At 70.0% G+C, this 25,008-nt stretch carries 25 protein-coding genes and 2 pseudogenes; 23 read left to right on the top strand and 4 right to left on the bottom strand.

What is annotated here, in order from left to right; all coding sequences use genetic code 11:
• The 19 genes and pseudogenes from rho to SZN_RS22660 all read left to right on the top strand — a co-directional run.
• Positions 1-1,501 (top strand): transcription termination factor Rho (gene rho / locus SZN_RS22745; protein WP_007499057.1); only part of this gene is annotated, 1,501 nt, incomplete at its 5' end.
• A gap of 393 nt (positions 1,502-1,894) precedes the next feature.
• On the top strand, positions 1,895-3,025 hold the full coding sequence (locus SZN_RS22740; RefSeq protein WP_043732480.1) for an LCP family protein: 1,131 nt from the start codon (positions 1,895-1,897) through the stop codon (positions 3,023-3,025).
• A gap of 230 nt (positions 3,026-3,255) precedes the next feature.
• Positions 3,256-3,477: a 50S ribosomal protein L31 gene (rpmE, locus tag SZN_RS22735; protein ID WP_007499053.1), complete on the top strand. Its 222-nt coding sequence runs from the start codon at positions 3,256-3,258 to the stop codon at positions 3,475-3,477.
• A gap of 107 nt (positions 3,478-3,584) precedes the next feature.
• Complete coding sequence (gene prfA, locus SZN_RS22730; RefSeq protein WP_007499051.1) at positions 3,585-4,661, top strand: peptide chain release factor 1; 1,077 nt, start codon at positions 3,585-3,587, stop codon at positions 4,659-4,661.
• Positions 4,662-4,760: 99 nt separating this feature from the next.
• Positions 4,761-5,600: a peptide chain release factor N(5)-glutamine methyltransferase gene (prmC, locus tag SZN_RS22725; protein ID WP_043732482.1), complete on the top strand. Its 840-nt coding sequence runs from the start codon at positions 4,761-4,763 to the stop codon at positions 5,598-5,600.
• 52 nt (positions 5,601-5,652) lie between these two features.
• A complete protein-coding gene (locus SZN_RS22720) occupies positions 5,653-6,300 on the top strand; it encodes an L-threonylcarbamoyladenylate synthase (protein WP_007499046.1) in 648 nt (215 codons plus the stop codon).
• Positions 6,301-6,352: 52 nt separating this feature from the next.
• A complete protein-coding gene (locus SZN_RS22715; protein ID WP_007499044.1) occupies positions 6,353-7,015 on the top strand; it encodes an arsenate reductase/protein-tyrosine-phosphatase family protein in 663 nt (220 codons plus the stop codon).
• Between the two features lie 3 nt (positions 7,016-7,018).
• Positions 7,019-7,257: pseudogene (locus SZN_RS42740) on the top strand (serine hydroxymethyltransferase); the annotation flags it as partial.
• A 146-nt stretch (positions 7,258-7,403) separates the two neighbouring features.
• Positions 7,404-8,738, top strand: a complete 1,335-nt coding sequence (locus SZN_RS22710) for an MraY family glycosyltransferase (RefSeq protein ID WP_043732477.1) — start codon at positions 7,404-7,406, stop codon at positions 8,736-8,738.
• A gap of 365 nt (positions 8,739-9,103) precedes the next feature.
• Entirely contained in the window at positions 9,104-9,538 is a 435-nt protein-coding gene (locus tag SZN_RS22705; protein WP_007499041.1) for a Cg1360 family ATP-synthase-associated protein, read from the top strand.
• A gap of 225 nt (positions 9,539-9,763) precedes the next feature.
• Positions 9,764-10,582, top strand: coding sequence for a F0F1 ATP synthase subunit A (atpB, locus tag SZN_RS22700; protein WP_483027202.1), 819 nt, complete (start codon positions 9,764-9,766; stop codon positions 10,580-10,582).
• 75 nt (positions 10,583-10,657) lie between these two features.
• Positions 10,658-10,891, top strand: a complete 234-nt coding sequence (locus tag SZN_RS22695; protein WP_007499036.1) for an ATP synthase subunit c family protein — start codon at positions 10,658-10,660, stop codon at positions 10,889-10,891.
• 41 nt (positions 10,892-10,932) lie between these two features.
• Positions 10,933-11,481: a F0F1 ATP synthase subunit B gene (locus SZN_RS22690; protein ID WP_007499034.1), complete on the top strand. Its 549-nt coding sequence runs from the start codon at positions 10,933-10,935 to the stop codon at positions 11,479-11,481.
• Complete coding sequence (locus SZN_RS22685) at positions 11,478-12,293, top strand: F0F1 ATP synthase subunit delta (protein ID WP_007499032.1); 816 nt, start codon at positions 11,478-11,480, stop codon at positions 12,291-12,293. Before SZN_RS22690 ends, SZN_RS22685 begins: the two co-directional genes overlap by 4 nt.
• A gap of 131 nt (positions 12,294-12,424) precedes the next feature.
• On the top strand, positions 12,425-14,014 hold the full coding sequence (gene atpA / locus SZN_RS22680) for a F0F1 ATP synthase subunit alpha (RefSeq protein WP_007499030.1): 1,590 nt from the start codon (positions 12,425-12,427) through the stop codon (positions 14,012-14,014).
• Positions 14,015-14,036: 22 nt separating this feature from the next.
• A complete protein-coding gene (locus tag SZN_RS22675; protein ID WP_007499027.1) occupies positions 14,037-14,954 on the top strand; it encodes a F0F1 ATP synthase subunit gamma in 918 nt (305 codons plus the stop codon).
• Positions 14,954-16,390, top strand: coding sequence for a F0F1 ATP synthase subunit beta (gene atpD / locus SZN_RS22670; RefSeq protein ID WP_007499025.1), 1,437 nt, complete (start codon positions 14,954-14,956; stop codon positions 16,388-16,390). Before SZN_RS22675 ends, atpD begins: the two co-directional genes overlap by 1 nt.
• Before the next feature lie 130 nt (positions 16,391-16,520).
• The gene (locus SZN_RS22665) at positions 16,521-16,895 is read left to right on the top strand and encodes a F0F1 ATP synthase subunit epsilon (protein ID WP_007499023.1); all 375 of its coding nucleotides are present in this window, start codon (positions 16,521-16,523) and stop codon (positions 16,893-16,895) included.
• Positions 16,896-17,058: 163 nt separating this feature from the next.
• Positions 17,059-17,505 carry a DUF2550 domain-containing protein gene (locus SZN_RS22660; protein ID WP_007499021.1) on the top strand — a complete coding sequence of 149 codons (447 nt, stop codon included), beginning with the start codon at positions 17,059-17,061 and terminating at the stop codon, positions 17,503-17,505.
• Between the two features lie 70 nt (positions 17,506-17,575).
• Here SZN_RS22660 and SZN_RS22655 read toward each other — a convergent pair whose 3' ends face one another.
• From SZN_RS22655 to SZN_RS22645, 3 genes are all read right to left on the bottom strand, one after another.
• Positions 17,576-19,399: a glycoside hydrolase family 18 chitinase gene (locus SZN_RS22655; protein WP_007499019.1), complete on the bottom strand. Its 1,824-nt coding sequence runs from the start codon at positions 19,397-19,399 to the stop codon at positions 17,576-17,578.
• Positions 19,400-19,543: 144 nt separating this feature from the next.
• The gene (locus SZN_RS22650; RefSeq protein ID WP_007499017.1) at positions 19,544-20,188 is read right to left on the bottom strand and encodes a response regulator; all 645 of its coding nucleotides are present in this window, start codon (positions 20,186-20,188) and stop codon (positions 19,544-19,546) included.
• Positions 20,185-21,369, bottom strand: a complete 1,185-nt coding sequence (locus SZN_RS22645) for a sensor histidine kinase (protein ID WP_007499015.1) — start codon at positions 21,367-21,369, stop codon at positions 20,185-20,187. The genes SZN_RS22650 and SZN_RS22645 overlap by 4 nt, the downstream gene beginning before the upstream one ends.
• Before the next feature lie 152 nt (positions 21,370-21,521).
• Here SZN_RS22645 and SZN_RS22640 point away from each other — a divergent pair, with 152 nt between their 5' ends.
• Positions 21,522-22,103: a hypothetical protein gene (locus SZN_RS22640; RefSeq protein ID WP_007499013.1), complete on the top strand. Its 582-nt coding sequence runs from the start codon at positions 21,522-21,524 to the stop codon at positions 22,101-22,103.
• An 18-nt stretch (positions 22,104-22,121) separates the two neighbouring features.
• Here SZN_RS22640 and SZN_RS22635 read toward each other — a convergent pair whose 3' ends face one another.
• Positions 22,122-22,694: a cob(I)yrinic acid a,c-diamide adenosyltransferase gene (locus SZN_RS22635; protein ID WP_007499011.1), complete on the bottom strand. Its 573-nt coding sequence runs from the start codon at positions 22,692-22,694 to the stop codon at positions 22,122-22,124.
• Between the two features lie 390 nt (positions 22,695-23,084).
• On the opposite strand from SZN_RS22635, the gene SZN_RS22630 reads away from it, so the two are divergent.
• The 3 genes and pseudogenes from SZN_RS22630 to SZN_RS22620 all read left to right on the top strand — a co-directional run.
• Positions 23,085-23,933: a 3-hydroxyacyl-CoA dehydrogenase family protein gene (locus tag SZN_RS22630; protein ID WP_007499008.1), complete on the top strand. Its 849-nt coding sequence runs from the start codon at positions 23,085-23,087 to the stop codon at positions 23,931-23,933.
• Positions 23,934-24,163: 230 nt separating this feature from the next.
• Positions 24,164-24,487, top strand: a complete 324-nt coding sequence (locus tag SZN_RS22625) for an STAS domain-containing protein (RefSeq protein ID WP_007499006.1) — start codon at positions 24,164-24,166, stop codon at positions 24,485-24,487.
• A gap of 258 nt (positions 24,488-24,745) precedes the next feature.
• Positions 24,746-25,008: pseudogene (locus SZN_RS22620) on the top strand (ATP-binding protein); the annotation flags it as partial.

Raw genomic sequence — 25,008 nt, 5'->3', positions numbered from 1 at the left:
GACGGTCGCCGCCGAGGCCCGCGGCGAGGCGAAGGGCGACGTGCAGGCGCAGTCCCCGCAGGGCGACGCCGGCGAGGCCGACGGCCGCCGCCGCGACCGCCGTGACCGCGGCCGCGGCGACCGCAGTGAGCGTGGTGACCGCGGTGACCGCCGTAAGGGCGACGACCAGCAGGGCGGTGGCCGCCAGGACCGCCAGCAGGGCCAGCAGCAGAGCGGTGGCCGCCAGGACCGCCAGCGCGACAACGGCCCGCAGGACGACGACGACTTCGACGGCGGACGCCGTGGCCGCCGCGGCCGCTACCGCGACCGCCGTGGCCGCCGCGGCCGTGACGACGTGCAGGAGCCGCAGGTCGCCGACGACGACGTGCTGATCCCCGTCGCGGGCATCCTCGACATCCTCGACAACTACGCGTTCATCCGGACCTCCGGCTACCTGCCCGGCCCCAACGACGTGTACGTCTCCCTCGCCCAGGTCCGCAAGAACGGCCTGCGCAAGGGCGACCACGTCACCGGCGCGGTCCGCCAGCCCAAGGAGGGCGAGCGCCGCGAGAAGTTCAACGCGCTGGTCCGCCTGGACTCCGTCAACGGCATGGCGCCCGAACACGGCCGCGGGCGCCCGGAGTTCAACAAGCTCACCCCGCTCTACCCGCAGGACCGCCTCCGCCTGGAGACGGACCCGGGCGTCCTCACCACGCGCATCATCGACATGGTGTCGCCGATCGGCAAGGGACAGCGCGGTCTGATCGTGGCCCCGCCGAAGACCGGCAAGACCATGATCATGCAGGCGATCGCCAACGCGATCACGCACAACAACCCCGAGTGCCACCTGATGGTCGTCCTCGTCGACGAGCGTCCCGAAGAGGTCACCGACATGCAGCGGTCGGTCAAGGGCGAGGTCATCTCCTCGACCTTCGACCGTCCGGCCGAGGACCACACCACGGTCGCCGAGCTCGCCATCGAGCGCGCCAAGCGCCTGGTGGAGCTGGGCCACGACGTCGTCGTGCTGCTCGACTCGATCACGCGTCTGGGCCGGGCGTACAACCTGGCCGCGCCGGCCTCCGGCCGCATCCTGTCCGGTGGTGTCGACTCCACCGCCCTGTACCCGCCGAAGCGCTTCTTCGGTGCGGCCCGCAACATCGAGGACGGCGGTTCGCTGACCATCCTCGCCACCGCGCTGGTGGACACCGGGTCGCGCATGGACGAGGTGATCTTCGAGGAGTTCAAGGGCACCGGCAACATGGAGCTCAAGCTCGACCGCAAGCTCGCCGACAAGCGCATCTTCCCGGCGGTGGACGTGGACGCGTCCGGCACCCGCAAGGAAGAGATCCTGCTCGGCAACGAGGAGCTGGCGGTCGTCTGGAAGCTGCGCCGCGTCCTGCACGCGCTGGACCAGCAGCAGGCGATCGAGCTGCTCCTCGACAAGATGAAGCAGACGAAGTCGAACGGCGAGTTCCTGATGCAGATCCAGAAGACGACGCCGACCCCCGGCAACAACGACTGAGGCGTCCGCGCCCGTCCTGAAGGCCGCTGCCCGTCACACCGGTGACGGGCGGCGGCCTTTCCGCGTCGCGGGGACGGAGCCGCAGCCGCGCGCCCCGTCCGGCGACAGCATGACCGCCGGCGAGATCTCCGCCACAGGGATCACGGTCGCCACCGACTTCGAGCAGTACGAGATCTTCGGCTGAAATCGCAGGTCAGGCGGGTCGGCGCGGTCCCCCCGCACCGCTCGTACGCCCCTCGCCGGTTCCGGCGGTGGGCACATCGCGTTGTGCAACCCTGTCCCGGGTTTCCCCGTCTGACCGAACGGGGTGACGATGGTGCGGTAAGTGGCTTATGCACCGCACCCGACCCTGACAGCAGGGGGTAACCGACCGAACGAGAACCGAGGAGCACAGTGTCAGCCGAGAGCACGCCGGAGCCCGGCACACCGGGCGACGCCGGCACCAGTGGTCCGCGCCGCCGAGCCGGGGGCCGCCGCCGCAAGCCCCGCGCGAGGCGCAGGGGCCTGAAGATCATGGCGTGGACGGCCGCGGGCATCGTGGTCCTGGGCGGCACCGGCGCCGGCTACCTGTACTTCAAGCTCAACGGCAACCTCAAGAGCGTCGACATCGACCAGGCGCTGGGCACCGACCGCCCCGGCAAGGTCGAGAACGGCTCGGAGAACATCCTCGTCCTCGGGTCCGACTCCCGCTCCGGCGGCAACGAGAAGCTGGGCGGCGGCACCGACGACGGCAGCGCCCGCTCGGACACCGCGATGATCATGCACGTCTACAAGGGCCGCAAGAAGGCCAGTGTGGTCTCCGTCCCCCGCGACACGATCATCGACCGCCCCGCCTGCACCGCCGCGGACGGCGCCGACTCCCCGGCGGCGTCCGGCGTGATGTTCAACTCCGCGTACAGCACCGGCGGTGCCGCGTGCGCGGTCAAGACCGTGGAGTCCATGACGAGCATCCGCATGGACCACTACCTGGAGGTCGACTTCTCCGGCTTCCGCAAGCTCGTCGACGAACTCGGCGGGGTCGAGGTCACCACCACCAAGGACATCGACGACCCCAAGAGCCGCCTCGACCTCAAGGCGGGCACCCACCAGCTCTCCGGCGAGCAGGCCCTCGCTCTGGTGCGCACCCGGCACGGGGTGGGCGACGGCTCCGACCTCGGCCGCATCCAGCTCCAGCAGGCGTTCATCAAGGCGCTGATCAACCAGGTCAAGGACATCGGCCTGTTCGGCAACCCCAAGCGGCTGTACGACCTGGCGAACACCGCGACCAAGACGGTCACGACCGACTCGGGCCTCGGCTCGGTCAACAAGCTCATGTCCTTCGCCAACGGTCTGAAGGGCATCAGCTCCAAGAACATGACCATGGTCACGATGCCGGTCCGCTACGACCCCGCCGACCCGAACCGGGTCGTCGTCGCCCGCGCCCAGGCCGACCAGGTCTGGCAGGCCCTGAAGAACGACCGCCCGATCCCGAAGTCGGCGACCGAGGGCACGGCCCGCGGCGAGGCCGACGGCGTGGTCTCCTAGGACGCCCCGGTAGGACGCCCCGGCCGCCCCCGCGCCCCGCACGCCCCCGCACGCCCCCGCACCGGGCCGCCGCACCCCGGTGCCCCGGTCCCCGCCCGGGAATAGATCACCTCACCCCCCGGTTTGGGAGGATGCGGTCAGTCCTGGCAGACTGGTACGTCGGTCCCGGTTCACGCACCCGTATCCCGCGGTGGCGACCCGGTGCCCTCCATGAACAGTAGGAGAATCCCTTGAAGCGCGACATCCACCCCGCGTACGTCGAGACCCAGGTCAGCTGCACCTGCGGCGCGTCGTTCACGACCCGGAGCACCATCGAGAGCGGCACCGTCCGCGCCGAGGTCTGCTCCGAGTGCCACCCGTTCTACACGGGCAAGCAGAAGATCCTCGACACCGGTGGCCGTGTGGCCCGCTTCGAGGCCCGCTTCGGCAAGGCCGCCGGCTCCAAGAAGTAGCGAGCACCGATTCGCCGGTCCACGGCCGCGCCCTTCCCAGGCGCGCCGGGACCGGCGTTTTTGGTCGCCCGCCCTTCCCCCTCCGTACGCATTTCAGGAGCCCCAAGATGTTCGAGGCCGTCGAGGACCTGGTCGCTGAGCACGCCGACCTGGAGACGAAGCTCGCCGACCCGTCGGTCCACGCCGACCAGGCGAACGCGCGCAAGCTGAACAAGCGCTACGCCGAGCTCACCCCGATCGTCGCCGCGTACCGCTCCTGGAAGCAGACCGGCGACGACATCGAGACGGCCCGCGAACTGGCCGCCGACGACCCCGAGTTCGCCGCCGAGGTCAAGGACCTGGAGCAGCAGCGCGAGAACCTCACCGAGAAGCTGCGCCTGCTGCTCGTCCCGCGGGACCCCAGCGACGACAAGGACGTCATCCTGGAGATCAAGGCGGGCGCGGGCGGCGACGAGTCCGCGCTCTTCGCGGGCGACCTGCTGCGGATGTACCTGCGCTACGCCGAGCGCGTCGGCTGGAAGACCGAGATCATCGACGCCACCGAGTCCGAGCTGGGCGGGTACAAGGACGTCCAGGTCGCGGTGAAGACCAAGGGCGGCCAGGGCGCCACCGAGCCCGGCCAGGGCGTCTGGGCCCGGCTGAAGTACGAGGGCGGGGTGCACCGCGTGCAGCGGGTGCCGGCGACCGAGTCCCAGGGCCGTATCCACACCTCCGCGGCCGGTGTGCTCGTCACGCCCGAGGCCGAGGAGATCGACGTCGAGATCAACCCCAACGACCTGCGGATCGACGTCTACCGCTCGTCCGGCCCCGGCGGGCAGTCCGTCAACACCACCGACTCCGCGGTGCGCATCACGCACCTCCCGACCGGAGTCGTCGCCTCCTGCCAGAACGAGAAGAGCCAGCTGCAGAACAAGGAGCAGGCGATGCGTATCCTGCGCTCCAGGCTCCTCGCCGCGGCGCAGGAGGAGGCCGAGAAGGAGGCCGCCGACGCCCGCCGCAGCCAGGTCCGCACGGTCGACCGCTCCGAGAAGATCCGCACCTACAACTTCCCGGAGAACCGCATCTCGGACCACCGCGTCGGCTTCAAGGCGTACAACCTGGACCAGGTCCTGGACGGCGACCTCGACACGATGATCCAGGCGTGCGTCGACGCGGACTCGGCGGCCAAGCTGGCGGCCGCGTAGGACGCAGGGACGTACGCACGGACGTACGCACGGACGAGGACGACACGGAGGACTTGCGTGCAGCAATTCACCGGGGGGCGCACCCCGAGCCCCCGCAGCGTGCTGCTCGCGGAGGTGGCCCAGGCCACCCAGCGGCTGGCCGACGCCGGCGTGCCCTCGCCGCGCAACGACGCGGAGGAGCTCGCCGCGTTCGTGCACGGCGTGAAGCGGGGGCAGCTGCACTCCGTGCGCGACGCCGACTTCGACGCCCGCTACTGGGAGGTCATCGCCCGCCGTGAGCAGCGCGAGCCGCTCCAGCACATCACCGGGCGCGCCTACTTCCGCTATCTCGAACTCCACGTCGGGCCCGGGGTGTTCGTGCCCCGCCCGGAGACCGAGTCGGTGGTCGGCTGGGCCATAGACGCGGTGCGCGCGATGGACGTCGTCGAACCCTGCATCGTCGACCTGTGCACCGGTTCCGGCGCCATCGCGCTCGCCCTGGCCCAGGAGGTCCCGCGCTCGCGCGTGCACGCCGTGGAGCTGTCCGAGGACGCCCTGCGCTGGACGCGCGAGAACGTCGAGGGGTCCAGGGTCGACCTGCGCCAGGGCAACGCCCTGGACGCCTTCCCCGACCTCGACGGCCAGGTCGACCTGGTGATCTCCAACCCGCCCTACATCCCGCTCACCGAATGGGAGTACGTCGCTCCCGAGGCGCGGGACTACGACCCCGAACTCGCCCTGTTCTCCGGCGAGGACGGCCTGGACCTCATCCGCGGCCTGGAGCGCACCGCGCACCGCCTGCTGCGCCCCGGCGGCGTCGTCGTGATCGAGCACGCCGACACCCAGGGCGGCCAGGTGCCGTGGATCTTCACCGAGGAGCGGGGCTGGGCCGACGCGGCCGACCACCCCGACCTGAACAACCGCCCCCGGTTCGCCACCGCCCGCAAGGCGATGCCGTGACCGCCGCGACCGCTCCCGCCCGGAAGTACGTGTACGAGGAGGCCCGCTAGACATGGCACGGCGATACGACACCAACGACGCGACCGACCGCACGACGGGTCTGCGCGAGGCCGCGTCCGCCGTCCGCCGTGGCGAGCTCGTGGTCCTCCCGACCGACACGGTGTACGGCATCGGCGCCGACGCGTTCTCCCGGGAGGCCGTCGGCGACCTGCTGGAGGCCAAGGGCCGGGGCCGCACCATGCCCACCCCCGTCCTGATCGGCTCCCCGAACACGCTCCACGGTCTCGTCACCGACTTCTCCGAGCTGGCCTGGGAGCTGGTCGACGCGTTCTGGCCGGGCGCGCTCACCCTCGTCGCCCGGCACCAGCCCTCCCTCCAGTGGGACCTGGGCGACACCCGCGGCACGGTCGCCGTGCGCATGCCGCTGCACCCGGTCGCCATCGAGCTGCTGACGGAGGTCGGCCCGATGGCCGTGTCCTCGGCCAACCTGACCGGGCACCCGGCGCCGGAGGACTGCGACGCCGCACAGTTCATGCTCGGCGACGCCGTCTCCGTCTACCTGGACGGCGGCCCGACCCCGGGCAACGTCCCGTCCTCGATCGTCGACGTCACGCGTGAGGTCCCGCTCCTCCTGCGCGCCGGGGCCCTCTCGGCGGAGGAGCTGCGCAAGGTCGTACCCGACCTCGAGGTGGCCAATTGACAGCCCCCGCACCCCCCGGGCCGCCGGCCGCGCCCGAGCAGGGGGGAACCCCATGCGTGGCATAGGCGGCGGGGAGAGCGCCGCGGAGATCACGACGACGTTCGTGGGCCTCCCGCGCGACAGCTTCCGCATCCTCCACGTCAGCACCGGCAACGTGTGCCGCTCGCCCATCACCGAGCGGCTGACCCGCCATTTCGTCGGCCAGCGGCTCGGGGTGCTCGGCGGCGGGCTGATCGTGGAGAGCGCGGGCACCTGGGGGCACGAGGGCGCGCCCATGGAGGCGAACGCCGAGACGGTCCTCGCCGACTTCGGCGCGGACGCCTCCGGCTTCGTCGGCCGTGAACTCCTCGACGAGCACGTCATCATGGCCGACCTGGTCCTGACGGCGACCCGCGACCACCGCGCCCAGGTCATCTCCATGGGCCACTCCGCGGGCCTGCGCACCTTCACCCTCAAGGAGTTCACCCGCCTGGTGAAGGCCATAGACCCGGCCACGCTGCCGCCCCTGGAGGACGGCGTGGTCAAGCGGGCGCGCGCCCTGGTGCGTGCCGCGGCGGCGCTGCGCGGCTGGCTGCTGGCGCCGACCGCGGAGGCGGACGAGGTGTACGACCCCTACGGTGCCCCGCTGACCTTCTTCCGCTCGGTGGGCGAGGAGATACACGAGGCGCTGGACCCGGTGGTGACGGCGCTGACGGGGGTGCGGGCGCGGGCCTGAACCCGGCCCGCGCGCGGCCTGCCCGCGGCGGCGGCCGGGACCGTCCTCGACTCTGCGCCCTGCCGCACGGTGACGCCCGCGGGCCGCGTCCGGGCACGGCCGCGGTGACCACCCGGGGCATGGGGGAGCGGGAGACGGCCCGGCCGGCCGTCCTGTTCGGGGGCGTGCCGCGCGGGGACACCGGGAGCCGCGAGGCACGTGAAGAAACGCGGGAGCCGGCCGGTGGATTTCCCCCGTATCCGCACGGGGGCCGGGTACCCGCGCCCGTGCACACAGCCACACGTGCAACCATCGTCGCTACCCGGTAGTCCCTGCACATATGCGCCGCGAACGCGAGCGTCGCTATGGTGTGGGGCTGAGATGGCCGGCGAGACCTGTGGGGAAGCCCGTGCGTGAATACCTGCTGACGCTCTGCATCACGGCCGCGGTGACGTATCTGCTGACAGGGCCGGTACGCAAGTTCGCGATCGTGGCCGGGGCGATGCCGGAGATCCGGGCGCGTGACGTGCACCGGGAACCGACTCCGCGGCTCGGCGGTATCGCGATGTTCTTCGGCCTGTGCGCGGGTCTGCTCGTCGCCGACAACCTCGCCAACCTCAGTGCCGTCTTCGAGCAGTCCAACGAACCGCGGGCGCTGCTGTCCGGGGCGGCGCTGATCTGGTTGATCGGCGTCCTGGACGACAAGTTCGAGATCGACGCCCTGATCAAGCTGGGCGGCCAGATGATCGCCGCGGGCGTCATGGTCATGCAGGGTCTGACGATCCTGTGGCTGCCGATCCCGGGTGTCGGCTCGGTCGCGCTGACCCAGTGGCAGGGCACCCTGCTCACCGTCGCGCTCGTCGTCATCACCATCAACGCGGTCAACTTCGTCGACGGTCTGGACGGCCTGGCGGCCGGCATGGTCTGCATCGCCGCGACGGCGTTCTTCCTCTACGCCTACCGCGTCTGGATGTCGTACGGCATCGAGGCGGCGGCCCCGGCCTCGCTGTTCGCGGTGATCCTCATCGGCATGTGCCTGGGCTTCCTGCCGCACAACATGCACCCGGCGCGGATCTTCATGGGCGACTCCGGCTCGATGCTGATCGGGCTGGTGCTGGCCGCGGGTGCGATCTCCATCACGGGGCAGGTCGACCCGGACGCGCTGAAGCTGTTCGCCGGGTCCGAGAAGGCGGCGGTGCACCAGACGGTGCCGGTCTACATCCCGCTGCTGCTGCCGCTGACGATCATCGCCATCCCGGCCGCCGACCTGATCCTCGCGATCGTCCGCCGCACCTGGCGGGGCCAGTCGCCGTTCGCCGCCGACCGGGGGCACCTTCACCACCGGCTGCTGGAGATCGGCCACTCCCACAGCCGGGCGGTGCTGATCATGTACTTCTGGTCGGCGCTGATCGCCTTCGGGGCGCTCGCCTACTCCGTCAACTCGGCGTCCATGTGGATCGTCCTGGGCGTGGTGTTCCTGAGTGCGATCGGCCTGCTCCTGCTGCTGCTCCCGCGCTTCACGCCGCGCACGCCCCGCTGGGCCGAGGCGTTCGTGCCGCCGCGCTACCGCCGGGGCGCCCCCGTCGCCGAGCCCGCGGCGGCCACCCCGCAGACCGCCGCCGAACCGGAACCCGGCGAGGAGCCCCGCTCCCCGGTCCCCGCCGCCCCCCGCCTCAACGGAGCCACGGCGATCGGCGCCCGCGCCCGCCTGCTGGACCGCGGCAAGGCGGGGACACCGCGCTGACGCCCGCCGACGGGCGCGGGCGCGTCGCTGCGGCCCGGGTGTCTGCCGGCGGCCGGTGGAGAGCGCGGCCAAGGTAAGAATCTGACTAGAGCATTGCCAAGTCATGGGGGAGCGAAGCCTCCCAATACCAGACAAGTCGATGCTCTACCTGCACAGACGCGCAACGTCACTCTCATGTGTGACAGCTGGCACACCCGGCAGGTAAAGACCTCATCAAATAGTTTGTGATACGGTTCACGAGAACCCGGGACGGAGTCGAAGGACCGCAGTGCGTCGGTCCATTCGTGTGAGGTTCTCTCTCTCAGCCCGGGACTACGCTCGTCCATGACGACACCCCTGCCCCCTGCGAAAGCGGAGTTGCCGCCATGCCGTCCAATGACGTCCGGATCCTCCTTCAGGCTGCCGTGCCCACGGCTGCCGTCGGCGTGATTGCCGCCGTCGTCAGCGGTGCGTTGGTCGGCGGCAAGGGGGCGGTCGGGGCTCTGGTGGCGGCGGTGCTCACTGCCCTCTTCATGGGTATCGGGCTCTATGTACTGCAGCGCACGGCCAAAACGCTGCCGCATCTGTTCCAGATGATGGGTCTGATGCTCTACGCGGCGCAGATCCTGCTGCTGTTCGTCTTCCTGAGTGCGTTCAAGAACACCACGCTGTTCCATCCCAGGGCCTTCGCGATCACCCTCATCGCCACCACGCTCGCGTGGATCGCGGCCCAGACGCGGGCCCACATGAAGGCCAAGATCTTCTACGTCGAACCCGACTCCTCGGACCGTCAGTCCGACAAATCGGGGCAGTCGTCGTGAGGGGTAGGGCTGGGATAAGTGCGTGTGCGAAGTCCTGCTATCGTCCGGTGCCAACTGCGGCGTCGTGGGCGCGGGCATCCGAGCTGACGCCTGCTGATTCGCGAGGCTTGATGCCCCCCAGCCGCCCCCACATCCGTAACACCTGTCCGGTGCCGACCCGCGGCCGTGTGCCGCGCCGACACAACGAGGTTGCCGTACCCATGCGTCACGCCGAAGGAGCCCGCGGTGAGTGCTGACCAGACCCAGCTCGCCTTTGACTGGAGCTGTCGGATCATGTCCGACAACGGCTGTGGCTTCCCGGCTCCGGGCCTGCAGTCGTTCCTGTTCCAGCCGATCGCCGAGTTCGGTGGCTTCGAGTTCAACAAGGTGATGCTGCTCGCGCTCATCACCACGCTGCTCGTCGTCTCCTTCTTCTGGGCCGCCTTCGGCAAGGCCAAGGTCGTCCCCGGCAAGCTCCAGATGGTCGGAGAGGCCGGCTACGACTTCGTGCGCCGGAACATCGTCTACGAGACGCTGGGCAAGAAGGAGGGCGAGAAGTACGTCCCCCTGATGGTCTCGTTGTTCTTCTTCATCTGGATCATGAACATCTGGTCCGTGATCCCGCTGGCACAGTTCCCCGTGTCGTCGATCATCGCGTTCCCGATGGTGCTGGCGGCCATTGTCTGGCTGGTGTGGGTCTCACTGACGTTCAAGCGCCACGGCTTCGTAGGCTTCTTCAAGAACGTCACCGGCTACGACAAGTCGCTGGGCCCGGTCCTGCCGCTCGTGATGGTCATCGAGTTCTTCTCGAACCTCCTGGTCCGACCGTTCACGCACGCGGTCCGGCTCTTCGCCAACATGTTCGCCGGACACCTGATGCTGGTGATGTTCACCGTCGCCTCCTGGTACCTGCTGAACAGCTGGATGATCCCGGCCGCCGGCGTCTCCTTCGTCATGACGATGGTCATGATCCTCTTCGAGCTCTTCGTGCAGGCCGTCCAGGCGTACGTCTTCGTGTTGCTGGCCTGCTCGTACATCCAGGGCGCGCTGGCCGAGCACCACTGAGCCGCACCGTCCAAGCCCCCCAGAACGTCCGGTGGCCAACCCCCGCCGGTCCAAGTAAGAGAAGGAAGAAACAGCATGGCTGCCCTTGAGACCCTCGCCGCTGTCACAGGCAACATCGGTTCCATTGGCTACGGCCTGGCCGCCATCGGCCCCGGCGTCGGCGTCGGCATCATCTTCGGTAACGGCACCCAGGCCCTCGCCCGCCAGCCCGAGGCCGCCGGTCTGATCCGTGCCAACCAGATCCTCGGCTTCGCCTTCTGCGAGGCGCTCGCCCTCATCGGCATCGTCATGCCGTTCGTCTACGCATGATCGAGCCCTGACGAGCCAACCTTTCAACGAGAGGCACTGATGTGATCGCCAACCTGGTACAGCTGGCGGCCTCGGAGAAGCAGAATCCGCTGATCCCCCCGGGCCCCGAGCTGCTCGTCGGCACCATCGCCTTCGCCATCGTGTTCTTCTTCTTCTGGAAGAAGCTGCTTCCGAACATCAACAAGGTTCTGGAAGAGCGCCGCGAGGCGATCGAAGGTGGTATCGAGAAGGCCGAGGCGGCCCAGGTCGAGGCGCAGAGCGTCCTCGAGCAGTACAAGGCCCAGCTCGCCGAGGCCCGGCACGAGGCCGCGCGGCTGCGCCAGGAGGCGCAGGAGCAGGGCGCCACGCTCATCGCCGAGATGCGCGCGGAAGGCCAGCGGCAGCGCGAGGAGATCGTCGCCGCCGGTCACGCGCAGATCGAGGCGGACCGCAAGGCCGCCGCGTCCGCGCTGCGCCAGGACGTCGGCCAGCTCGCCACCGAACTGGCCGGCAAGCTCGTCGGTGAGTCCCTGGAGGACCACGCCCGCCAGAGCCGCGTCATCGACCGCTTCCTCGACGAGCTCGAGGAGAAGGCCGAGGCCGGACGATGAACGGAGCGAGCCGCGAGGCACTGGCAGCCGCACGTGAGCGTCTCGACGCGCTGACGGACAGCACGTCCGTCGACGCCGGACGGCTCGCGGACGAGCTGTCCGCCGTCACCGCGCTGCTCGACCGCGAGGTCTCGCTGCGTCGGGTCCTGACCGACCCGGCGCAGTCCGGCGAGGCCAAGGCCGGGCTGGCCGAGCGCCTGCTCGGCGGCCAGGTCGGCGGCGAGGCCACCGACCTGCTGGCCGGCATGGTGCGTTCGCGCTGGTCGCAGTCGCGCGACCTGGTGGACGCGCTGGAGGAGCTGGCGAGCACCGCCGACCTCACGGCCGCGCAGAAGGACGGCACGCTGGACGACGTCGAGGACGAGCTGTTCCGCTTCGGCCGGATCGTGTCCTCCAACACCCAGCTGCGCGCCGCCCTCACCGACCGCGCCGCCACCGCCCCGGCCAAGAGCGAGCTGCTGCGCAGCCTGCTCGGCGGCCGTGCCAAGGCGACCACCGAGCGTCTGGTGACGCGTCTGGTGACCGCGCCGCGGGGACGTAGCCTGGAGTCGGGACTGGAGTCCCTGTCCAAGCTCGCCGCCGAGCGCCGGGACCGCATGGTGGCCGTGGTCACCTCGGCGGTGCCGCTGAGCGACGGGCAGAGGCAGCGCCTGGGCGCCGCCCTCGCCAAGCTCTACGGCCGTCGGATGCACCTCAACCTCGACGTGGACCCCGAGGTCGTCGGCGGAATCCGGGTGCAGGTCGGCGACGAGGTCATCAACGGCGCCCTCGCTGACCGCATCGAGGACGCAGGCCGCCGCCTGGCGGGCTAGCAGCAACTTCATAGCAGTACGTACTGACGACGGCCCATGTTGGGCCGTGCAGAGGATTCACCTCTTTCAGGGGGGAGTCCCCATCCCCCCAAGTGAAACTTCGGGCCCAACAAGGAGAGCAGGGAACCCAGATGGCGGAGCTCACGATCCGGCCGGAGGAGATCCGGGACGCGCTGGAGAACTTTGTCCAGTCGTACAAGCCGGACGCGGCCTCGCGCGAGGAGGTCGGTACGGTCACCCTTGCCGGCGACGGCATCGCGAAGGTCGAGGGCCTCCCCTCGGCCATGGCCAACGAACTGCTGAAGTTCGAGGACGGCACCCTCGGCCTCGCGCTCAACCTGGAAGAGCGCGAGATCGGCGCCGTCATCCTCGGTGAGTTCAGCGGCATCGAGGAGGGGCAGCCGGTCTCCCGTACCGGTGAGGTCCTCTCCGTGGCGGTCGGCGAGGGCTACCTCGGCCGCGTCGTCGACCCGCTCGGCAACCCGATCGACGGCCTCGGCGAGATCGAGACCACCGGCCGCCGTGCCCTGGAGCTGCAGGCTCCGGGCGTCATGGCCCGCAAGTCGGTGCACGAGCCGATGGAGACCGGCTACAAGGCCGTCGACGCGATGACCCCGATCGGCCGCGGCCAGCGCCAGCTGATCATCGGCGACCGCCAGACGGGCAAGACCGCCCTGGCCGTCGACACGATCATCAACCAGCGCGACAACTGGCGCACCGGCGACCCGAACAAGCAGGTCCGCTGCATCTACGTCGCCATCGGCCAGAAGGGCTCGACGATCGCGTCGGTCCGCCGCGCGCTGGAGGAGAACGGCGCGCTGGAGTACACGACCATCGTCGCCGCCCCGGCGTCCGACCCGGCCGGCTTCAAGTACCTCGCGCCGTACACCGGTTCGGCCATCGGTCAGCAGTGGATGTACGACGGCAAGCACGTCCTCATCATCTTCGACGACCTCTCGAAGCAGGCCGACGCCTACCGCGCCGTGTCGCTGCTGCTGCGCCGCCCGCCGGGCCGCGAGGCGTACCCGGGTGACGTCTTCTACCTGCACTCCCGTCTGCTGGAGCGCTGCGCCAAGCTCTCCGACGAGATGGGTGCCGGCTCGATGACCGGTCTGCCGATCGTCGAGACCAAGGCCAACGACGTCTCGGCGTTCATCCCGACCAACGTCATCTCCATCACCGACGGCCAGTGCTTCCTGGAGTCGGACCTGTTCAACGCCGGTCAGCGTCCCGCGCTGAACGTCGGTATCTCCGTCTCCCGGGTCGGTGGTTCCGCGCAGCACAAGGCGATGAGGCAGGTCTCCGGCCGGCTCCGCCTGGACCTGGCCCAGTACCGCGAGCTGGAGGCGTTCGCCGCCTTCGGTTCCGACCTGGACGCCGCGTCGAAGGCGCAGCTGGAGCGTGGTTCCCGCCTGGTCGAGCTGCTCAAGCAGGCGCAGTACCAGCCGATGGCCACCGAGGACCAGGTCGTCTCGGTCTGGGGTGCCACCACCGGCAAGATGGACGACGTCCCGGTCGCCGACATCCGCCGCTTCGAGAAGGAGCTCCTGGAGTACCTGCACCGCAAGGAGCAGGGCCTCATGACCTCCATCAAGGAGGGCGGCAAGATGTCGGACGACACCCTCACCGCTGTTGCCGACGCGTTCGCCGACTTCAAGAAGCAGTTCGAGACCTCGGACGGCAAGCTTCTCGGCGAGGACGCCCCGGCCGCCGCCAAGTGACGTAAAGGAAGGGACCTGACTCATGGGAGCCCAGCTCCGGGTCTACAAGCGTCGCATCCGATCCGTCACCGCGACCAAGAAGATCACCAAGGCGATGGAGATGATCGCCGCCTCGCGCGTCGTCAAGGCGCAGCGCAAGGTGGCGGCCTCCACGCCGTACGCGGCCGAGCTCACCCGCGCGGTCACGGCGGTGGGTACCGGCTCGAACACCAAGCACCCGCTGACCACGAAGGCCGAGACGGTCACGCGGTCCGCGGTGCTGCTCCTGACGAGCGACCGCGGTCTCGCCGGTGCCTTCAACGCCAACTCCATCAAGATCGCGGAGCAGTTGACCGCGCGTCTGGAGCGCGAGGGCCAGGAGGTCGAGACCTACATCGTCGGCCGCCGCGGTGTCGCCCACTACAACTTCCGTGAGCGCAGGATCGCGGAGTCGTGGAGCGGGTTCACGGACGAGCCCTCGTACGCGGACGCGAAGAAGGTCGCGGGTCCGCTGATCGAGGCGCTGGAGAAGGACACGGCCGAGGGCGGTGTGGACGAACTCCACATCGTCTTCACCGAGTTCGTCTCGATGATGACGCAGACGGCGCTGGACGACCGTCTGCTGCCGCTCAGCCTCGAAGAGGTCGCCAAGGAGGCCGCGCCCAAGGGCGAGATCCTTCCGCTGTTCGACTTCGAGCCCTCGGCGGAGGACGTCCTCGACGCCCTGCTGCCGCGCTACGTGGAGAGCCGTATCTACAACGCGCTGCTCCAGTCGGCGGCTTCCAAGCACGCGGCCACGCGGCGTGCGATGAAGTCGGCCACCGACAACGCGGGAGAGCTCATCGAGTCGCTCTCGCGGCTTGCCAACGCGGCCCGCCAGGCCGAAATCACCCAGGAAATCAGCGAGATCGTCGGTGGCTCCGCAGCCCTGGCCGACGCGACCGCGGGGAGTGACAGGTAATGACGACGACAGTTGAGACGGCCGTTGCCACGGGCCGCGTCGCCCGGGTCATCGGCCCGGTCGTCGACGTGGAATTCCCCGTCGACGCCATGCCGGAGATCTACAACGCCCTTCACGTCGAGGTGGCCGACCCGGCCCAGGACGGCGCGAGGAAGACGCTGACCCTGGAGGTCGCCCAGCACCTGGGTGACGGCCTGGTCCGCACGATCTCGATGCAGCCCACCGACGGTCTGGTCCGCCAGGCCCCGGTGACCGACACCGGCGCCTCCATCACGGTCCCGGTCGGCGACTTCACCAAGGGCAAGGTGTTCAACACCCTCGGCGAGGTGCTGAACGTCGACGAGTCCTACGACGGCGAGCGCTGGGGCATCCACCGCAAGGCCCCGAACTTCGACGAGCTCGAGTCGAAGACCGAGATGTTCGAGACCGGCGTCAAGGTCATCGACCTTCTCACCCCGTACGTCAAGGGTGGCAAGATCGGTCTGTTCGGCGGTGCCGGCGTCGGCAAGACGGTGCTCATCCAGGAGATGATCTACCGCGTCGCCAACAACCACGACGGTGTCTCCGTGTTCGCCGGTGTCGGTGAGCGCACCCGTGAGGGCAACGACCTCATCGAGGAGATGGCGGATTCCGGCGTCATCGACAAGACCGCCCTGGTCTTCGGCCAGATGGACGAGCCCCCGGGCACCCGTCTGCGCGTCGCGCTGGCCGGCCTGACCATGGCCGAGTACTTCCGTGACGTCCAGAAGCAGGACGTGCTGTTCTTCATCGACAACATCTTCCGCTTCACGCAGGCCGGTTCCGAGGTCTCGACCCTGCTCGGCCGTATGCCCTCCGCGGTGGGCTACCAGCCGAACCTGGCCGACGAGATGGGCCTCCTCCAGGAGCGCATCACCTCGACCCGCGGTCACTCGATCACCTCGATGCAGGCGATCTACGTCCCCGCGGACGACCTGACCGACCCGGCCCCGGCCACCACCTTCGCCCACCTCGACGCGACGACGGTTCTCTCCCGTCCGATCTCCGAGAAGGGCATCTACCCGGCCGTGGACCCGCTGGACTCCACGTCCCGCATCCTGGACCCCCGCTACATCGCGGCGGACCACTACAACACCGCGATGCGTGTCAAGGGAATCCTGCAGAAGTACAAGGACCTCCAGGACATCATCGCGATCCTCGGCATCGACGAGCTCGGCGAGGAGGACAAGCTGGTCGTCCAGCGTGCCCGCCGTGTCGAGCGCTTCCTGTCCCAGAACACCCACGTCGCCAAGCAGTTCACCGGCGTCGACGGTTCGGACGTGCCGCTGGACGAGTCGATCACCGCGTTCAACGCGATCATCGACGGTGACTTCGACCACTTCCCGGAGCAGGCGTTCTTCCTCTGCGGCGGTATCGAGGACCTGAAGAAGAACGCGAAGGAGCTGGGCGTCTCCTGACGCTCCGGCGCTTGTGAGCCTTGTGCTCTTCGGTGAGGGGGCGGGGCACGTCCCGCCCCCTCTGCCATGCCTACTAGACTTGTAACCAACACCCGGCACAACCCGCCGGGTGGTGACCCGAGGAGCCACCTTGGCTGCTGAGCTGCACGTCGCGCTGGTCGCCGCCGACCGTGAGGTCTGGTCGGGCCAGGCCACCCTGGTCGTCGCGCGCACCACGTCCGGCGACATCGGCGTCATGCCCGGTCACCAGCCGCTGCTCGGTGTGCTGGAGTCGGGCCCGGTGACCATTCGTACGAACGACGGCGGGACCGTCATCGCCGCGGTGCACGGCGGTTTCCTCTCGTTCGCCGACGACAAGCTGTCGCTGCTGGCCGAGATCGCCGAGCTGTCGGACGAGATCGACGTCCAGCGCGCCGAGCGTGCGCTGGAGCGCGCGAAGTCGGCGGACGACGCCTCCGCCGAGCGCCGTGCGGAGGTCCGCCTGCGGGCCGTGACGGCGCGCTGACCCCCGAGGCCGCCTCCCGGGCCCTCTAGGCTCGGGGGGGAGCGCACGCGAAGACGTCACTCAGCCGCGGCTGGGACCGGAGCGATCCGGTGCCGGTCGCGGCTGAGGCAGATATGGAAGTTTTTTCCGTTCCGTTACCTAGGAGACGAGGAGGTCGGTGCCGATGGTCCTCGCTCTGACTGTGTGCGGAATCGTCGTCGCCCTCGTGGTGCTGGGATTGTTCGTCTTCGGTCTGCGCCGCAGGCTGATCCAGCGCTCCGGGGGCACCTTCGACTGTTCGCTGCGCTGGGACGTGCCGGAGAAGCCGGACACCGGCGGCAAGGGCTGGAGCTACGGCGTCGCCCGCTACAACGGGGACCGCATCGAGTGGTACCGCGTCTTCTCCTACGCCTACCGCCCGCGCCGGGTCCTGGAGCGCTCCGCGATCGAGGTGGCCGGCCGCCGGACGCCGGAGGGCGAGGAGGAACTGGCGCTGCTGTCCGACGCGGTGATCCTCACCTGTCTGCACCGCGGCACCCGCCTCGAACTCGCGATGAGCGAGGACGCGCTGACCGGCTTCCTCGCCTGGCTGGAGGCGGCACCACCGGGACAGCGGGTGAACGTGGCGTAGCCGCCTCGTTCACCCGCCGGACGAGGCTCCCCCGGACGACACCGGGGGAGCCTCTGCTGTTGCCGGTGTGCTAGTTGAGGCCGTTGTTGATGGCCGTCACCAGTTCACCGTTGCTGGTGTCACCGCTGAACTCCCAGAAGAACGCACCGCCCAGGCCCTGGCTCTTGGCCCAGCTCATCTTCCCGGCGATGGTCGCCGGGGTGTCGTACGACCACCAGTTGTTGCCGCAGTAGGCGTACGCCGTGCCGGCGACGGTGCCGGTGGCGGGGCAGGAGTTCTTGAGGACCTTGTAGTCCTCGATGCCCGCCTCGTAGGTGCCGGGGGCGGCGCCGGTCGCCGTGCCGCCGGGGGCGGCCTGGGTCACTCCGGTCCAGCCGCGGCCGTAGAAGCCGATGCCGAGCAGCAGCTTCTTGGACGGCACGCCCTTGGACTTGAGCTTGGCGATGGCGTCGGCCGAGTTGAAGCCGGCCTGCGGGATGCCGTTGTACGACGTCAGCGGCGAGTGCGGGGCCGTCGGGCCCTGCGCGTTGAAGGCGCCGAAGTAGTCGTACGTCATCACGTTGTACCAGTCGAGGTACTGCGAGGCGCCGCCGTAGTCGGCCGCGTCGATCTTGCCGCCGGAGGAGCCGTCGGCGGTGATGGCCGCGGTGACGAGGTAGTTCTGGCCGAACTCGGTGCGCAGCGCGGACATCAGGTTCTTGAACGCCGCCGGGCCGGAGCTGTCACAGGTCAGACCGCAGGCGTTCGGGTACTCCCAGTCGATGTCGATGCCGTCGAAGACGTCGGCCCAGCGCGGGTCCTCCACGACGGCCTTGCAGGACTTGGCGAACGCCGCCGGGTTCTGCGCGGCCTGGCCGAAGCCGCCGGAGTAGGTCCAGCCGCCGAAGGAGTACAGGACCTTGATATTCGGGTACTTGGCCTTCAGCTGCCGCAGCTGGTTGAAGTTGCCGCGCAGCGGCTGGTCCCAGGTGTCGGCGGCGCCGCTGACCGACTGGTCGGCGGTGTATGCCTTGTCGTAGGCCGCGTAGGTGTCGTCGACGGTGCACTGACCGTTCTTGACGTTGCCGAACGCGTAGTTGATGGCGTTGATCTTCGACGCCGAGCCCGAGGTCACCAGGTTCTTCACGTTGTAGTTGCGTCCGTAGACGCCCCACTCGGTGAAGTAGCCGAGCTTGATCTTGTCGCCGGTGGGCGGCTCGGTGGTGCCGCCGGTGGTGCGCACCGCGCGGGCGCCGCTGGCCGGACCGGTCTGGTCGGCGGTGTCGCGGGCCACGACGGAGTAGGAGTAGTCGGTGCCGGCGGTGAGACCCGAGTCCGTGTACGAGGTGCCGGTCACGGTGGCGACCTTGGCGCCGTCGCGCAGGACGTCGTAGTTCTTGACGCCCTTGTCGTCGGTGGCGGCGCTCCAGGACAGCTGCACCGAGGTGTTGGTGATGCCGGAGGCGGACGGGGTGCCGGGGGCGCTCGGCGCGTTGTCACCGGGCTGCGTGGGGCCGCCGTCGCAACTGCCGCCGTTCAGCTTGCAGTTGCCGGGCGAGCCGGAGCCGGAGCCGTTGAAGCCGAAGGAGATCGACGCTCCGGGGGCGAGCGTGCCGTTCCACGACTTGTTCTTGGCGGTCCAGCGGTTGCCCGAGTTGGTGACGTCGGCGTCCCAGGCGGAGGTGACCGAGGTGCCGGAGGGGAAGTCCCACTCGACGGTCCAGGAGCTGAGGGACGTGGTGCCGGTGTTCTTCACCGTCCACTTGCCCTCGAAGCCGGTGCCCCAGTCCTGGGGCTTGGCGTAGGTGGCGGTGGCCGATGTGGCTGCCTCCGCCGGGCTCGCGAGACCGACGAGGCCGGCCAGCGGGAGCAACAGGGTCGCGAATCCGGCCGCGGCTCTGTGTCTGAAGCGCATGTCGCGCCTCCTTGGGGGTCCGGGGGGCGTGACTGAGCCTCACGCCCACTCATGGTGCGGTGAGAATAGAAAGGTCTGGACCACAGGTCAATAGGTCTGGACCAGTTGACGTTCGGCCCGTGATGCGCATTCCCCCGCCGACCGCTATATCCCCAACTCCTGCGCCAGTACCGCGGCTTGCACCCGGTTGCGCAGCTTCAGCTTGCCCAGCAGCCGGTTGACGTGCGTCTTCACCGTCGCCTCGGCCATCTCCAGCCGGGCCGCGACCTCGGCGTTCGACAGTCCCCGGCCCAGACAGGACAGCACCTCGCGCTCGCGCCGGGTGAGGCGCTCCAGCAGCGCCGGATCGGCGGCCGGCTCGCGCACCGCGGAGCCCGCCGCGAACTCGGTGATCAGCCGCCGGGTGACGGCCGGGGCGATGACCCCCTCCCCGCGCGCCACCGTCCGCACGGCCGCCACGAGATCCGCCGCCTCCGCGTGCTTCAGCAGGAACCCCGAAGCACCCGCCCGCAGCGCCCCGAACACGTACTCGTCGTGGTCGAACGTGGTCAGCACGAGGACGTCGGCCAGCCCCTCGGCGACCACCTGCCGGGTCGCCGACACCCCGTCCAGACGCGGCATCTGAACGTCCATCAGCACCAGGTCGGGCCGCAGCTCACGGGCCCGCGCGACCGCCTCCTCGCCGTCCGCCGCCTCACCGACCACCTCGATACCGGGCGCGCTGCGCAGGATGAGGACCAGACCCGCGCGGACCGCGGACTGGTCCTCGGCGACGAGGACGCGGATCATGCGGGCTCTCCTTCGGACAACGGCAGCGCGGCGCGCACCGCCCACATCCTGCCACCGGCCGACTCCTCGGGGCCCGCCTCGAACACCCCGCCCAGCAGCGCGACCCGCTCCCGCATCCCGACGAGCCCGGCCCCCGAGCCCGGCGCGCGCGGCCCCCCGCGGTCGCCGAACGGGCTGGTCACGGCCACGTCCAGGACACCGTCCCGCTGGGCGAGGGTGACGGCGACCCGGCCGGGACAGGCGTGCTTGAGGGCGTTGGTCAGAGACTCCTGGACGATCCGGTAGGCGGCGAGCTCCACCGGCGCGGGCACGGCGTCGTGCGCGGCGTCCAGGGTCACCTCCAGGCCGTTGGCGCGGGCGCCGTCGGCCAGGGCGGCGAGCCCGTCGAGGGTGGGCGCGGGGAGCGGCTCCCGGTCCCCGCCGGCGTCGCGCAGGATGCCGATCAGCCGGCGCATCTCCGCGAGCCCCTCGACGCTGTTCTCCCGGATGACCGACAGGGCCTCGCGGGAGGTCTTCGGGTCGTCCAGCGACAGGGCGGCGGTGGAGTGGATGGCGATGGCGGAGAGGTGGTTGGCGACCATGTCGTGCAACTCCCGGGCCATCCGCGAGCGTTCCGAGGTGACGGCCTGCACGCGGTCCGTCTCGGCGAGCAGGGCGGTCTGTTCGGCCCGCAGCCGGGCGGCCTCGGCGGCGTCGCGGTGGTTGCGCACGATCCAGCCGGTCGAGGCGGGCCCGTAGGCCACGACGCCGACGACCACGCCGATCAGCAGCGCCTGCGGGACGCGCCACACCGCGAGGGGCACCACCGTCGCGGCCACCGTGAGCAGGCCGGTGATCCACTGCAGGCGCCGGGCCGAGGCGGGCGGGCCGTACAGCACGGCCGCGTAGAGCAGGTCGGTGAACATCAGGATCGTGGCGAGGCTGCTCTGGGTCACGGTGTCCAGGGCGAGCGCGGCGGTGCCGATCAGCAGGGCGGCACGCGGTGCCGTGCGGCGCAGCACCTCGCAGCCGGACATCACGACGAGCGGCACCAGGACGGGCCAGGTGCCGTCGAAGAGCGTGAGGGGGCCGCGGGAGGTCCACGTGCCCAGGCCGATCCACGCCAGCAGCAGGCCGCCGAGCAGCCCGCCGAGACCTGCGTACACGTCGAAGCGGGGCGGGCGGGGGAGTCGTACGGCCATGCCCCCATCCAACACGGGCCGGGGCTCGCGCGCGTGATCCCGGCGGACGGTCCCGGACTGCATCTTTCGATGTACCGCGACCTCGTCGGCGCAGACGACGCGCACCCCCGCGGCGGCCGGGAGCCTTGGAGGGTGACTGAGAGGAGCGAACTGTGATCGTCGCCTTGATCGCCGCCGCGGAGATCGGCTTCTGGGTGCTGCTGGCGGCGGGACTGACCGTCCGCTACGTGCTGCGCATGCCCCGCACCGGGCTGGCCCTGCTGCTGTGCGAGCCGCTGCTGGAGATCGGCCTGCTGATCGCCACGGCGCTGGACCTGAAGAACGGCGCCGAGCCGAACTGGACGCACGGTCTCGCCGCCCTCTACCTCGGCTACACCGTGGGCCACGGCCACCGGACGGTGAAGTGGCTCGACGGCCACGCCGCCCACCGGTTCGGCGGCGCCCCCGCGCCGCCCCGCCCGCCGCGTTACGGCATGGCCCGCGCGCGCCACGAGGGCAGGCGCTGGCTGGGCACGCTGATCGCGACGGTCGTGGCGACCGTGCTGCTGCAACTCGCCATCTGGTACGTGGACGACCCCAGCCGCATCACCTCGCTGGAGGACTCGCGCACCACGGCCTGGCGGGTCGCCGGCATCCACGGCGTGTACGCGCTGAGCTACCTGCTCTGGCCGCGCCGGGCCCGCGCGGACGCCGGCGAGCCCGAGGAGGCCGCCGGGGCGGACGCCCGCCGGTGAGCCCCTCCGGTCCCGGTCCTACCGCTCGCCGCCCGGCACCCACAGGACGTCGCCCTCGGCGCCGTTCGCCGCCCGCGCCAGGATGAACAGCAGGTCGGAGAGCCGGTTGAGGTAGGTCGCGGTGAGCGGGTTCATCGTCTCGCCGTGTGCCTCCAGCGCGGCCCACGTCGAACGCTCCGCCCGGCGTGCCACGGTGCACGCCTGGTGGAGCAGGGCCGCGCCGGGGGTGCCGCCGGGCAGGATGAACGAGCGCAGCTTCTCCAGCCGCTCGTTGAAGCGGTCGCAGTCGGCCTCCAGCTTGTCGACGTAGAACTGCTCCACCCGCAGCGGCGGGAACTCCGGGTTCTCCACCACCGGAGTCGACAGGTCGGCGCCGACGTCGAACAGGTCGTTCTGCACCCGGGTGAGGACCGCGACGATCTCCGGATCGAGGGCGCCGAGCGCGACGGCCGTACCGATCACCGCGTTCGCCTCGTTGGCGTCGGCGTACGCGGAGATCCGCAGATCCGTCTTGGCGACCCGGCTCATGTCACCGAGGTGGGTGGTGCCCTTGTCGCCGGTCCTGGTGTAGATGCGCGTCAGATTGACCATGGGGCCAGCGTAATGACGCTCGGGCCGGGCGGCGCCCAGGTGTGCCCGCGATCACGGCCGCCGTCGCGCAAGGGGCGCGATCCGGGCGAAGCGCGGGTGCCTCTTCCTGGTGAAAGACTCGGTGGACAACTCGGTGGACAACTCGGTGGACAACTCGGTGGAAAACTCGGCGGCAAAGAGGCGCCGTTGGGTGCGGGGGTGCTCAACTGGGCCGTCCGGGGCACACCGTGAGCGGCGCCGGTGTGATGTCCGTCAGATGAGACGTGACTCGCGTTACTAAGCGGTCACACGGTCCCTCGCGGACGCTAAGGTCCGCCGGAGGAGCAATCGTAAGCAACGCGTAAGCACGCAACCGCAGTCACACTGCCGTGATTCAAAGGGGAGTCGTCAGTGGCACGCAAGCTCGCCGTCATCGGAGCCGGCCTCATGGGTTCCGGGATCGCCCAGGTCTCCGCGCAGGCGGGCTGGGACGTGGTTCTGCGGGATGTCACGGACGAAGCGCTCAAACGGGGAACCGACGGCATCGAGGCGTCGTACGGCAAGTTCGTCGCCAAGGGCAGGCTGGAGGCGCACGACGCCGACGCGGCCCTCGCCCGGATCACCGCGACGACCGACCTGGACGCGGTCGCCGACGCGGACGTCGTCGTCGAGGCCGTGTTCGAGAAGCTGGAGGTCAAGCACGAGATCTTCCGCACGCTCGACACGCTCGTGCGCGAGGACGCCGTGCTCGCCTCCAACACCTCCGCCATCCCGATCACCAAGATCGCGGCGGCCACCGCGCGCCCCGAGCGGGTCGTCGGCGTGCACTTCTTCTCGCCGGTGCCGATGATGCAGCTCGTCGAGCTGGTGCGCGGCTACAAGACGAGCGACGAAACCCTCGCCACCGCACGGGAGTTCGCCGAGTCCGTCGGCAAGACCTGCATCGTCGTCAACCGCGACGTCGCGGGCTTCGTGACCACCCGGCTGATCACCGCGCTCGTCGTCGAGGCCACCAAGCTCTACGAGTCGGGCGTCGCCACCGCCGAGGACATCGACCTCGCCTGCAAGCTCGGCTTCGGGCACGCCATGGGCCCCCTCGCCACGGCGGACCTCACCGGCGTCGACATCCTGCTGCACGCCGCCGGCAACATCTACACCGAGTCCCAGGACGAGAAGTTCGCCCCGCCGGAGCTGATGCGCCGGATGGTGGACGCGGGTGACATCGGCCGCAAGAGCGGGCAAGGCTTCTACAGCTACTGAGCTTTCGTAAAGCACCGCACAGTCCCTGAACGCTTCACGCGATCGGGTGAATTCGGTATCGGTTCGCTTACAGACGGCAACCTCAGGCCGCTCCACACAGTCAGAGGTTGCATCACCGGCCGCAGCGAAGACTCACAGCACACACAGGCACGGTCACCGACACACACGCACACACGACGCAGAGACCAGACATGCATCGCGGAGCACGAACGCACGCTTGGGGAGCGCATATGCACATCAGGGGCGACCACGCCGAGCTGGTCGTCGGGGGCCGCCTCGACGTCCGCAGCGCGGCGGACGCCCGTACGGTCCTGCACTCGGCCGTCGACGACGGAGTCGGCGACCTGGTGCTCGACCTGTCCGAGCTGGACTCCTGGGACGCCACCGGGCTCGGGGTGATCATGGGTGCCCACCGGCGGGCCGGCCGCTGCGGACGGCGCCTGGTGCTGCGCGACGTACCGCCGCAGATGCAGCGCCTGCTCGTGGCCACCCGGCTGCACCGCATCCTGGCGATCGAGGGCGGCATCGGGGTGGAGTCCCTGCCCCGGGTGTGACACCCGGCACGGGCGGGACGGGGACAGTCGGGCGTTCCGCCTGCGAACCGTACGTCGCGCAACAATCCTCACGAGACCGTGATGTCTCGGGCCGCGCGGTACCCCGGCCTGTCGTGGATACTGAGCCACGGTTTAGGGTTCGGCTGCCCGCTGCCAGACGTACCCCTTCGAGCGGGCCCGGACCAGAAGCGACAGCGCGGTGTGCAAAGGCCGGGAGGGGCCGCAAACGGCACACGACGCTTTTGGGGGCTTGAACCTATGGACCCGAACGGCCGGGGACCCGAGGAGTACGGCCACGACGGCGACAGCCGGTCGGCGCGCCACCGCCCGCCCCGGGAACCCCTGACGCCCGACTTCGGACAGCACACGCCCGCGCTCGCGCGCACCGTGCAGCTGGTCTCCGGCGACTTCCTGCTGACCGTCAACCCCGTCGACGGCAGCGAGATAGAGCTCTGCCCGCCGGCCGAACGGCCCGCGCGGCCCGTGCGGCTGGCCCCGGCCGCCCGCGCCGAGGCCGACCG

It is taken from the genome of Streptomyces zinciresistens K42 (assembly GCF_000225525.1).
GTDB classification, from domain to species: Bacteria; Actinomycetota; Actinomycetes; order Streptomycetales; family Streptomycetaceae; genus Streptomyces; species Streptomyces zinciresistens.
Note: the sequence above shows the minus strand (reverse complement) of the source record. Positions and strands in the feature narration are given on the sequence as shown.

Coding starts and splice junctions, on each gene's coding strand:
- SZN_RS22705 (WP_007499041.1), top strand. CDS start 9,104: ATGCCGTCCAATGACGTCCGGATCCTCCTTCAGGCTGCCGTGCCCACG.
- SZN_RS22660 (WP_007499021.1), top strand. CDS start 17,059: ATGGTCCTCGCTCTGACTGTGTGCGGAATCGTCGTCGCCCTCGTGGTG.
- prfA (WP_007499051.1), top strand. CDS start 3,585: ATGTTCGAGGCCGTCGAGGACCTGGTCGCTGAGCACGCCGACCTGGAG.
- SZN_RS22720 (WP_007499046.1), top strand. CDS start 5,653: ATGGCACGGCGATACGACACCAACGACGCGACCGACCGCACGACGGGT.
- atpD (WP_007499025.1), top strand. CDS start 14,954: ATGACGACGACAGTTGAGACGGCCGTTGCCACGGGCCGCGTCGCCCGG.
- SZN_RS22675 (WP_007499027.1), top strand. CDS start 14,037: ATGGGAGCCCAGCTCCGGGTCTACAAGCGTCGCATCCGATCCGTCACC.
- SZN_RS22625 (WP_007499006.1), top strand. CDS start 24,164: ATGCACATCAGGGGCGACCACGCCGAGCTGGTCGTCGGGGGCCGCCTC.
- SZN_RS22695 (WP_007499036.1), top strand. CDS start 10,658: ATGGCTGCCCTTGAGACCCTCGCCGCTGTCACAGGCAACATCGGTTCC.
- SZN_RS22650 (WP_007499017.1), bottom strand. CDS start 20,188: ATGATCCGCGTCCTCGTCGCCGAGGACCAGTCCGCGGTCCGCGCGGGT.
- SZN_RS22685 (WP_007499032.1), top strand. CDS start 11,478: ATGAACGGAGCGAGCCGCGAGGCACTGGCAGCCGCACGTGAGCGTCTC.
- SZN_RS22645 (WP_007499015.1), bottom strand. CDS start 21,369: ATGGCCGTACGACTCCCCCGCCCGCCCCGCTTCGACGTGTACGCAGGT.
- SZN_RS22635 (WP_007499011.1), bottom strand. CDS start 22,694: ATGGTCAATCTGACGCGCATCTACACCAGGACCGGCGACAAGGGCACC.
- SZN_RS22655 (WP_007499019.1), bottom strand. CDS start 19,399: ATGCGCTTCAGACACAGAGCCGCGGCCGGATTCGCGACCCTGTTGCTC.
- SZN_RS22715 (WP_007499044.1), top strand. CDS start 6,353: ATGCGTGGCATAGGCGGCGGGGAGAGCGCCGCGGAGATCACGACGACG.
- atpA (WP_007499030.1), top strand. CDS start 12,425: ATGGCGGAGCTCACGATCCGGCCGGAGGAGATCCGGGACGCGCTGGAG.